The organism is Pseudomonas sp. 28 E 9, assembly GCF_900004785.1.
Taxonomy (GTDB): domain Bacteria; phylum Pseudomonadota; class Gammaproteobacteria; order Pseudomonadales; family Pseudomonadaceae; genus Aquipseudomonas; species Aquipseudomonas orientalis_A.
Genome location: NZ_CVTK01000052.1, coordinates 1 through 11,003, shown reverse-complemented (window position 1 = coordinate 11,003; position 11,003 = coordinate 1). Strand labels below are relative to the sequence as shown.

5 protein-coding genes are annotated in these 11,003 nt (G+C 57.0%); 3 read left to right on the top strand and 2 right to left on the bottom strand.

Annotated features, from left to right (window positions below; translation table 11 throughout):
• Positions 1-5: 5 nt before the first annotated feature.
• A complete protein-coding gene (locus BFQ00_RS19320) occupies positions 6-4,826 on the bottom strand; it encodes a Tc toxin subunit A-related protein (RefSeq protein WP_065934426.1) in 4,821 nt (1,606 codons plus the stop codon).
• A 36-nt stretch (positions 4,827-4,862) separates the two neighbouring features.
• On the bottom strand, positions 4,863-8,813 hold the full coding sequence (locus tag BFQ00_RS19315; protein WP_065934425.1) for a Tc toxin subunit A: 3,951 nt from the start codon (positions 8,811-8,813) through the stop codon (positions 4,863-4,865).
• Between the two features lie 277 nt (positions 8,814-9,090).
• On the opposite strand from BFQ00_RS19315, the gene BFQ00_RS19310 reads away from it, so the two are divergent.
• Genes BFQ00_RS19310 through BFQ00_RS19300 form a run of 3 tightly spaced genes read left to right on the top strand, consistent with a single transcriptional unit; the run spans position 9,091 to position 10,784 of the window.
• On the top strand, positions 9,091-9,555 hold the full coding sequence (locus tag BFQ00_RS19310) for a multidrug transporter (protein ID WP_065934424.1): 465 nt from the start codon (positions 9,091-9,093) through the stop codon (positions 9,553-9,555).
• A gap of 14 nt (positions 9,556-9,569) precedes the next feature.
• Complete coding sequence (locus BFQ00_RS19305; RefSeq protein WP_065934423.1) at positions 9,570-10,382, top strand: SDR family oxidoreductase; 813 nt, start codon at positions 9,570-9,572, stop codon at positions 10,380-10,382.
• Positions 10,383-10,784, top strand: coding sequence for a DUF4440 domain-containing protein (locus BFQ00_RS19300; protein ID WP_065934422.1), 402 nt, complete (start codon positions 10,383-10,385; stop codon positions 10,782-10,784). It begins immediately after the preceding gene.
• Positions 10,785-11,003 lie beyond the last annotated feature (219 nt).

Sequence of the window (11,003 nt, the reverse complement as noted above, 5' to 3'; positions counted from 1 at the left end):
TCCTCCTAGCCAGCCTTGGCCGTGTAATCCAGTTTCAGGATGATATCGGTCAGCGATTTGAGCTGGCGCTCTCGCGCCACAAGGTCGGTAGAGGTGAATTCCAACGCCCAGCGTGAAATGGCGCCCGTACCTTCAAAGGGCAAGTAACGGTCATCGGTGAAACTGAACGTGAACAGCCCGTCGTCATCCACCCCGCCAGACAAGACGATTTGCTGACTGGCGCGCAGGTTTTCCTTAAGGGTGTCGCCTATCTGCACGGCGCTGTAGGTTTGGGTCAAGGTGGCGTGAATGTCTTCGTAAGGCCCCAGCAGCACCGGCAACGACACGCTGATACGCCTGACGCGACGCACGGTATGCCCTGGGTAATTGCTGTCGAACATCGGCTGGGTCAACTCGAAATCGGCGCGGCCGTTGTCTATCAGGCCAAGCAGGATGGTGTCCCAGTCCTGATTGATGGCGGAGTTCGGATCCTGGGCCTTGAGTTGGCGCAAGGACACCGTTTTGGTGATTTCCAGCAGTCGCTCATTGCGGCTCAGATACGCCGACTCCATTTTCAACAATGACAATTTCAACGCCTCGCCGGCGCTCAGGCCTCGATAGCTGTCCTTCCAGACACCCGCCTGGATAAAGCGTGTGCTGAAGTCGGCCAGTTCAAATTGCCAACAGGCTTCAGCGGCCAGGCACAGCGCCAAGGTGGCATCGTAGGCCTGGTAATAGAAAGTCGCGAACTGGTCGTTGAGCCATTGATAGAGTTGCGCATTGCTGAAACGCGTGCGTAGAAAATCGTAGCTGGCCAGTGCCTGATCCTGGGCGGTGCGGGACTGGTTCAATTGGAGAGTGGTGGCACGGACCTGCGCTTCAAGCACCTGCATCTGGGCCTCGATCTGGGTAATTTCCAACGCGGCTTGATCACGGGCCTGCATCCATTCCTGGTGGCGGCGGCGGAAGTGTTCAGCGCGATCCGCCGCTTCCGCGGTACCATGGAGCCTTGTGGCCGCGGCTGCGGAAAAAGCACTGACCATTTCGGCAACGCCCTCCAGGCGCCACCCGCCGGAGGACCCTACAGCAACAATACCGCCGGCCATGCCAGCAATAGCCCCCCCGCCAGCGCCGAACGCATTGGGAGGGATCTTCATGCCGGCGCCTACGGCCCTGGCTGCGTGACTGACGCCGTCTGCCACCTGACCAACCAGGTGCAGCGACGCTGCGGTGACTTCAACGACGCTCACCACTTCATCGGCCAACTTACTGTAAAACCTCAAGCGCCCCTGGGCCAGCGCCTTACTCGCCTCCAACGCTTTTTTCTGCTCGGCATCGATTCTTTGTGCCTGTTCTTGCAGGTCCACGGCAAATTGGGCGAACTCCCACGCCTGGTGGTATTGCAGTTCTTGCAGCTGCGCCTGCTCCTTACGTTCAATCAACGACAACAGGTTACTGCCGAACTGAATCAGGGTTTCCACTGCACTGCTGGCACGGTTGTGCATCACGCTGAACCGGTAGTGCGGTACCTCCTGGGCCAACAACCGCACAGCACCACCAGAGGCCGCGCCCTGGCCAAACGCAGCCAACAGGTCGCGCGGGTTCAAGGGGGCGGTGAACAGCGGCAGCATCAAGGGTTTGCCATCCAGCGTACGGTTGTTACGCAGGTTCTCCAGGCGCGCCTCGGCGATATCCCAGCTCTGCACCAGCTCACGGTTGAAGGGCAAGCGCAGGTAGGCGTTATCCAGCTCAAGCAATGTTGGGTCAGGCGCAAAAGTGCGCAGGTACAGCGGCGGTTCGGCAAACTGGTAAAGCGACTCGCCATGGTTGGCCGCAGCGCTTTCTTCGCGCAGTTGGTCTTGCCGGATCAGGCGCTGTTCGAACTCGCGCAATGTTGGGTTGCTGGCGTCGCTCAAGGTTTTCAGGGACATGGGTTGCCAATGAGACACCACCTTGACATCCGGGCGCGGCCCCAGCAGGTCAAGGACGCGCACATACCACAGCTTGGCTTCTGCGAGGCTGTCGGGGGTCAGCTGCCGGTAGGCGGCGTCGCCCCGATCCAGCAGGTTCTTGATGTAGAACATGTAGATCGCCTTGCGATAACGCACCGGGTGGCTGCTGGCGATACCGTCCGGGTCGGCAGGTTTGCGCGTGACATAGTCCATTTCCACCGGGTCATCCATCAATGGCCGTACGTTCCAGTAGTCCGGGCGGCCCTTCTCGTCTTTTTTGCGCGAGGGGTCGAAGATAAAGCTCAGCCAATGTTCGGCGCCCTCGAAGTTCTGCTCCTGGTTCAGGCGATGGCTGACCATGAAGGGCAGGTGCAGGAACAGCTCCCAGAAATACAATCCATTGGCACCGTGAAAATCCATCTGGTTAATCATTGCAGGTGGTTCAAGAGGGGGCTCCTCAAGGAGCTGGGTGCCCCAGGACAGGAGGTTTTCCAGGGCGATATTCGCGCGGTTGATCAATTCGCGTGCAAACAGGGTGTTCATGCGGATGGGTTGGCGTGGGGCGGTGCCGGCGTCGTTTAGGTTGATGCCCGAGTCGGTGAAGTCGATAAATTCGGCGGCGCCCAGAGTTGGGCTGACGCGAGTGTTGATACGAGGGGCAATCAGCGGTGTGGTGACTTGGGTGACAAGCTCCAGTTCTACGTAGGTCATTTTCAGGGCATGTCCCAAGACCGCCCAAGTGACATTATCAAATACTTTGATGCCATGGATAATCGGGATTTTTTTCGAACCGGTAGGCCAGGTGCCAGGCCAATCAGGCAACAGGGTCTCAGGGTTAATGGGGAGCTCTAGTGTATGGGTATCGGGAGGATTTATTACTGGAAAACCGGCTGAGTACCAAAGCGACTGCGCGCCGGGGTTAGCTGGCATCGGATCACTCAGATTCACAGGCCGAAGAATAACGTGTTGGAAGGAATAAATACGAGATTTTATAAACTCCAAGGTATCAGACCAAAAAACCTCCCCCCTCAAGTTCCCCTTAATCCTTTTTGCTTGAAAATCTGGCCGATCAAAATATTTTCGCCGCGCACTTTTAAAAACCTTAGAGGCTATTGATATAAAGCCGTTTGCATCCGGCACACCAAGAGTGCAATGCAAAAGATCTGGCGTATCACGTAAAAAATCACGCACTACATATTCTACTATCCCACCGCAATAAATAAATTCAAATCTACATTCCCCCCCGGACGCAAACAGCTGACCACTCAACACTTGAATTCTCGAGCCCTCCAAAAGCACCTCATAATCACTAGTCGATTCTGGAATTGCGGGAAGAACCAATTCAAGCTTATATCGATCATTCGCCAACCAATAATAAGCCTCCATAGTAAACGTCACAGTTCGCATTGAAAAAGAAGCCGAGACTTTAGAGCTGAAGTTAATTACATTTTTAATCTTATCAAATACAACATCAACGCCACGGATCGGACTAACAATCGCAACTTGCCTCCCTTCAAAATCCCAACCATCCAAATTTTGATGCGGTCGATGCGACTCAACACTTTTCACCGCTATACTCAGCCCAGGCACCTCGAACTGAAACCCCCCTTTATTATCCTTAGCAAATAGCCGCCCCACCTTCAAAACATGCAGTTTTTTGATCTCCGTACTATCCCCGACAATGGGCACATACCCTCGGCTGGGAAACAGCGCCGTTATATTAAAGTTTTTGTCGATCATCGCTGTTTTTAAAAACGCATATTGATCCGCCGCCCCGTCCATCGCATTACCTGCGATATACCCTGCATACATAGCCACAAACAGCGAATCCGGCATCGTCGAACTGTCGGCCACGGCAATGCTATCAACCAACTCCGCCAAATCCATAGTCTTGAACAACGGCGACTCACTCCAGGCTTCAATGACGGTTTGCGGCACACTCCAACTGCCATCGTATTTTTTATAAACCATGTTCAAACGCAACATCGGATTACTGTGCACCTTGGTTTCCGGTGAGCCCGCGTCAGGCGGCTTTGGTGTACCTTCGAGATAGCCCTGTACAACCGTCATGCTGGACGGACTGTTATCGACACACTCCACCCAAAATACAAATATGCGGTTATTGAACAACACCGGCCGGATTGTGCGCTCAATGGCACTGGCCGAAATCGGCAGGTTAGCCTTGTGCCAGTCCGACCACGCCCCCGGCTGCGGATAATCGAACTTTGGCCGGTCGGGGTCCGAGCCGTTGAGGTTCACGTAAGTACGCTGGGACATATCCACCGAACGCCAGTAGTACACACTCTCGGCCCGGGACTTGCCAATGAAGTAATACATGCCGTTCTTGAAATCGGCGGTATTGATGTAACCATTGATAATCGTCAGGTTGGCCACTTCCTCGAAGCTCGCCAGATAAGACAGCACCGCCTCTTGTGTCGTGTCGATATGGATCTTGTTCTGGTTGAGGTCGTTTTCCAGCTGCTGGAAGTACTTGGATTTGGTCAGGCGCAACGAGGGGTCGATATACAGTTCCGGGTAATAGCTCAACTGCTGGTTGGCGGCCCAGATCGGGTACTGGCTGTTGATCTCGCGCCATTGACTGACCAGATGATCTTCCATCACCTCGGTTTCATAGCCAGGCTCCATGCCCATCAGCGCGGCATTGATGTACTGCTGAATACTGGCGATGGCCGAGGCCACCGGGCTGGTGGGTACGGCCTGGCTGACCTGCACATCCAACAGTTTGTATTGGTAGAGATCGTTGGCGGTCTTGATTTTGTCGCTTAACTGCGCGTTGACAAACTCCGGGGCATTGGGCACCACCTCATCCAGATAGTAGGCCACCAAGGCATCGCGCAGGGTTTCGTTGAGCTGACTATCGATTGAGCTGGACATGCTCGCTCCTCATTCATCATGAAAGTGTGCAGGCGCTCAGCGCCGGGCAGCCATGACCGCATCGCCTACCGTTTGCCAGGCCGTACCTGTACTGTCGCCGTGCAGGGCGGCGGCCCTGAGCAAGTCCGCCGCAGCCAGGCCACTGGCGGCACAGGTGGCCTGGCTGCGCAGTATCCAGTCGATGTCGGCCATGGAGCAGGCGCGTTTTTGCGCCAGCTGTTGGAAAAGGTGATGCACTTCGTCGTGCTGCCACCCCACCAACCGGGCCAATACGGAAGCGGCCTGGTCGCTGACCGCTGCGCGCAACGTTTTGTTTTTGAGCGCTGTTTTCCCAGGGTTGGCCGCAATGAAGTAACCCAGCAACGCCTCTTCCGCCTGGCTTTGGCCATGAAACCACTGGCTGTAGCGGCTCAGCAGGTAGAAACTCTTGAGATTCAACTCCAGATTTTTACCGAGGACTCCCAGCCATTGGGGGTTAAGCAAAAATACACGCAAGGCACTGGTGCTCAACCGCAGGTCCATCACCACTTTGCCATGGCGCAGGACTCGCTCGAATTGACTGAGCAACGAATCGGTAGCGCTTGCGGTAGCCAACCCCAACACCGCGGACAACAGGGTGTGAACCGAGGTCTGCGCCCAACGTAATACAACCTGGGTGCGGTCCATCGGCAGGTTGATCATTTCTTGTACCAAACCTTCGATCAGCCGCAGTTGGCGGTCATGGCCGGCCAGTAGCAGGTCAGTCAGTACCGCTACGCTCTTCTCGCGCTCATGAGGGAAGAGGTTCAGTTGCCCCACCCGGTATTCAATAGCGTCTTGCAAGTAGTGATGGGGGTCTTCGAGACCTGTGAGCGGAACAGCGTTCACCAGCCCCTGCGGGTCCAGCAAATACTGCAGCACTTCACGCCATTTGATGGGTTCTCTTGCGCCGGCGGAGCTGGGGCGTTCATAGACAGGCAGATTCAGCGCCGAGATCTGCTCGTCGGTAATCAATACCTCTCGCGTCGCGGCAGCCAATAGACCCAAGCGGTCCACCAAACCTTGGGGCGGCAGGTAATCCCCGGGCTCCAGGCCCAAGGCGCGCCGTACCCCGGTAACACTTTGCTTGCTGTCCTTGAGCCAATTCACAGCCCAATCCATCTGCATCAACACATCGAGCACGTCAGGCGCGGGCTCCAGGGCATTCTTTTCCCAAACCTCTACCGTCGGCAGAAGTTTTTTGGGCAGCGCGCCGCACTTCACTTGCAGGTCGTGAATGGAAGACGATTGGTCGGTTATCACTTCCCATGCGGACCTTGAAAGGGTTTTGCCGCTGAGCGACAACGTCCCACCCGCGCTCAACGGTTCAAGCGTGAGCGTGCTGCCATCAAGATTACGCACGAAGCTTACTTCGTCTGAATACTGCGGCTGCCGCTCCAGAGTAAACACCCGCGTGCCAGTTGCTGCTGCAAAATCGGTCCCCGCCAGCACAAACAAGGCGGAACCTGGCAGCAACCGCAATAAGTTTCCTTCTTGCGCAGCATCGACCACCAGCACCAGCCTGATGCTCAGATCATTGTCTCCGCGCGCCGCCAACGACCATGTACTGAAGGACGACAAGGAGGGTTGCAGCAGGCGCCCGGTACAGAGCAATCGCTGGTACTCCACCCCCCCCAGCATATCCACCAAGCCCCAGCCTTCCTCCGCAGACAGACCAAACATTTTCGCAATACGCGCCTGACGGTAGAGAGATGACAGGGTGCCAAGGTCACGGAGTAACGGCCCGACAAAATCCTTCGTTTGGCCGGCCAAGCGAAAAAGCGATGACTCTGTAGGCTCAAGGCCGAGCGCGACACAGAGTTGTGCCACGATTTTTTTGTTCGCAGCGTCTGTCCCACGGACATTGAAGGGGGCTCGATTAAGCACCAATGGCGTATCGAACAGCGCAGAAGGATTAAAGACTTGGTCAAACAGCGGCACCCTGTCACCCGTGGCGTAAGGCGTGAGATCGTGGAGGAACGCTGCAAATTCTTCGGGCTGGATGCCATAACGTCGGCTGAAATAGCGATAAACACCCAGGACCCGCAGGGTATTGGTGTTCAGGTCCATGGTCAGGTTGTGTTCACCCTCACTGCGGATGGCGCAGATGAGCAGTGTGTCCAGTTCGGCAAAGGACAGGTTCATACCCAGGTCCTTTTGCAGCCAGCGCTGCAGCCGAATCATCCGTTGCAGGCGGTCGAACCGCTGAGGGGAGGTTTTAGTCAAGTACCAGACCGTGCGGTTAGCGGTCGTGGTTTCCCTGAGGTCCATGGAGTTGTCGAATTGGTCCGCACGAGTAGAGCCAATGGTTACAGGCACACCGCTGTCATAACGCTCACTGCCATGGCCGTTGACGTAACACGCGCCATAGTGAGAGGCGTGCGGGTATGCCTTGTCGATTGCGCTCCCCGTCCACTGTGGATTGCCGCTAGGGCAGTTGGGGGATACACGGGGGAAATACTGACGCTGAGATATAAGCGCCTCGACCTGCTCGGCATCCAGTTCCGTGCGCTGCATGAAGGTCTCGAGCTGCACCAGTGGGCTGTCAATGTCACTACCTTGAAGACCGTAATTGTGCTGAAAAAAAGCCTGCTGCTCGGCGGTCCACGTCACGTACTCGTCCAGGACAATGGTGAAACTGAGTACCGCCAGTGAAACTGGCTGAGTGGTAGTACCACTGGTGCTGGTGACGGTAAATGAGGCTCGATAGCCTGGTTCGATTGGAAACGGCCCTTCTCCCCCCCAGCGTATAGCCGTGCAGATCGTTGAGGTGTTCGCAGGGTGAAGATAATTAGGTGTCCATAATGAAGACGTGCTCGTATACCTTGGCGACGATGAATTAATCAACAAAAGCCCCTCGCGTTTAGCACCTTCAGGCCCCGAGAATTCAATAGCTGCGGCAGCAGTCAATCCCCCATTGCTGACGAAGGTTTGCGCCTGAGGATCAACACTCTTCAAGCTTGGCTGCGGGGGGATCAGTAAACCAACCCTGATGGCCGAGTGCGGACTCAGATGGGAAGTCCCCGGCCCCCTCCAGACCCCCGTCAGCTCAGCCTTAGAGAGATAAAACGTCGTAAACAACGACGGTTCGATCAACAACTGCTGCTGCTGAGGGCTCAGCCCCGACATCAACAATTGCGCTTGCGCTGCGGCATTCTGCACCACGCCATAATCGTTCAAGCCCCTTTGGCTGATGGGCAACTGCAAGCTGATTCGATAGCTCAACTCCCCCAGCTCAAGCTTCTTTTCGGCCAGGCCCAATCGGCATTGGTGGTGAGGGTAGTAATACGGGAACATGAACGGATAGCGCCGCTCGGCCAGTACCTCGTAGATGGGTTTGTTCTTATCCGGCATCTCACTGCGGTAGCGGGTGATATCGGCCATGAGGATCTCATTGACCAGTTCCAGCATCGGCCTTGGGGTAAAGGTGTTGTGCTGGTCAATGATCAGCTCCTCCAAATCGCGCCGCCGAGTCTCCAACAGGATCTTGGGCCGAGTGCCCTGGCCGGAGCCTTCCAAGGTGCGCGTGGCGAAACGATATTGAGCGCAGAGGTAAGACACCGGCGAGTCGACCGCCGCTATATCGCCCACTTTGCAGAACTCATCCCAGTTTTCCTTGAACAGGTTAGGGAAACTGGGCCCGACATCGACCAACGCACGCACACCGGTCCGCATACCCGGATCCTGGGCTCTCCCGCTAGACACTCGGTGTTCACGGTACAGCCGACCGATCTGCACCGCGTAGCACATGGCATTGTCATAAGCCACCTCGCCATCCGCCTCGCAGATCTCACCCAGACGTTGCACGAAGTGAGGCTTGGGTTGGGCAATGATGTCGAACACCGACTCCATACCCAACTGCTGCATCGCGTTGATGAAGCTGACTTTTTCCAGATCCTCTACCTGCAGTTCTGGCTCATCTACTACAAGCGTGCGTAGCAGACGGTCACTTCTCGATTCGTTGTCCATGCCCGCGTATTCCTTCAGATAGAGATACACACCGATATGTCCAACAAACTGAGCGCCACACGAAAAAAAAGAACCTGTGAGTTCTGACAGTAGCGACGAACGGCTTGGCGTTGGTTGAGGCGTCGATTGATGGTGCGCAGGCAGATGCTTCTGCTCAGTAAGTAAGCCATCGCGGGCTTGCCTGCGAATGCGTCCGGCCGGACAACGCAATGCTCCAGGTAACCAATCCAACCTACGCTTAAGTTAGGATGCTCGTTCCCTATGCGAGGTGGTCTCCATGTTCTTCGGCGTTCTCCTGATCATTACCTGGCTGATCCTGCTGCTGCGCTACCCGGCCAAAGCGTTGCCGGTGTCGCTGGCGGCGGCCGTCGGCCTGGGCTTCGTCGCCGTTTGGGTGGTCTGGCTGGACAACCGCGAAGCCGCGCAACTGGCCCGCCTTGAGCTGCGCATCGCCTATGCCCCGCAGGAATGCCCGGCCGACCGTCCTTTGAAACTGACCCTGAACAACGGCAACGACGTGCCCTTGACCGAACTGCGTTGGCGCGTCGCCGCCTATGCACCCGGCGATACCGTGAATCTGGCCGACAACGTCTACGCCGCCCCACGCTATCGCGGCCCCGGCGAATTGCAGGCCGGTGCCACTTGGGACGATTGCCTGCCCACACCGCCCCTACGCCCCGGCTATCGCCCGCAAACCCTGGAATTTCGCGCCGAGCACCTGCAAGGCAGTTTCTCGGACTGACAAAGGAATGATGCATGCCCAACGCACTGATCACCGGTTGCTCCAGCGGCATCGGCCGCGCTTTGGCCGACAGCTTCAAAACCGCAGGCTTTAACGTATGGGCCAGCGCCCGCCGCCCGGACGACGTCGCCGCCCTCGCCGCCGCCGGCTTCAACGCTGTGCAACTGGACGTCAACGACAGCGCCGCCTTGCAGCAACTGGCCGCACAATTGGGCGAGCTGGACGTGCTGGTCAACAACGCCGGTTACGGTGCCATGGGCCCGCTGCTCGATGGCGGCACCGACGCTATGCAACGTCAGTTCGAAACCAATGTGTTCTCCATCGTTGGCGTGACCCAGGCGCTGTTCCCTGCCCTGCGTCGCAGCAAAGGTTTGGTGGTGAATATCGGCAGCGTTTCCGGCGTGTTGGTGACGCCCTTCGCCGGCGCCTACTGCGCTTCCAAAGCCGCCGTGCATGCCTTGAGCGATGCGTTGCGCATGGAGCTGGCGCCGTTCGGTGTACGGGTCATGGAAGTACAGCCCGGCGCAATCAATACAAGCTTTGCAAAAAACGCCGGCGCCCAGGCCGAATTGCTGATCAACGAACAATCACCCTGGTGGCCGTTGCGCGAAGGTATTCGTGCGCGCAGTCAGGCGTCCCAGGACAAGCCAACCCCAGCCAGTGAATTTGCGGAGGATGTGCTCAAGGCTGTGCAGCAAGCACGACCACCGCGCCTGTTGCGCTCGGGCAACGGCAGCCGCGCGTTGCCGTTGATGGCCGCGCTGGTGCCCAAGGGGTTGTTGGAAGCCGTACTGAAGAAACGCTTTGGTTTGAAGGGGAATTTGTAAATGATCGACTACAGCGATTTTTTTGAAGAAGTGATCCAGACCCACGTCGAAATCGAGCAATGGTTCGCCGGCGTTGCGCCCGAGGGCACCTTGCAGAATTTACTGGCGCGCTTCTCGCCTGAATTCAGCATGGTTGCGCCTGCCACCGGCACACGCGTCAATGCAGCCGGGGTCAACGCGCTGTTTAATCGCCTGGGCGGCATGCGTCCTGGGCTGAAAATCACCTTGAGTGAAATGGCCGGGATTGACCGGCATGCGCGCGGTGCGACGGTGACGTATCGGGAGCATCAGGTGGACAACAGCGGCACCCGGACGGATCGTCGCGCGACCGTGGTCTTTGAGAAGCAGGCAAGTGGCGCGCTGTTGTGGCGACACTTGCATGAAACCTTCATCAAGGCATAACACGAGTCTAAATGTGCGAGGGGGCTTGCCCCCGATGAGCATAGGTATCCACACAACTCAGCAGCGCCCAACCGTAACCACCATGCGAAGCGAGCCGCTCTTGATCTTGATCTGCTTTTGATCCTAGGCGCCCCGTTAAACCACGCTGGCCGAACGCAGGCTTGAATTCGTGGGTAACCCGGCAGGACGCCGGGTTAGCCGCACTGGGCCAGGGATGGC

Bases quoted from the DNA above. Each gene is read 5' to 3' on its own strand.
- BFQ00_RS19320 (WP_065934426.1), bottom strand. From the start codon at position 4,826: ATGTCCAGCTCAATCGATAGTCAGCTCAACGAAACCCTGCGCGATGCC.
- BFQ00_RS19315 (WP_065934425.1), bottom strand. From the start codon at position 8,813: ATGGACAACGAATCGAGAAGTGACCGTCTGCTACGCACGCTTGTAGTA.
- BFQ00_RS19310 (WP_065934424.1), top strand. From the start codon at position 9,091: ATGTTCTTCGGCGTTCTCCTGATCATTACCTGGCTGATCCTGCTGCTG.
- BFQ00_RS19305 (WP_065934423.1), top strand. From the start codon at position 9,570: ATGCCCAACGCACTGATCACCGGTTGCTCCAGCGGCATCGGCCGCGCT.
- BFQ00_RS19300 (WP_065934422.1), top strand. From the start codon at position 10,383: ATGATCGACTACAGCGATTTTTTTGAAGAAGTGATCCAGACCCACGTC.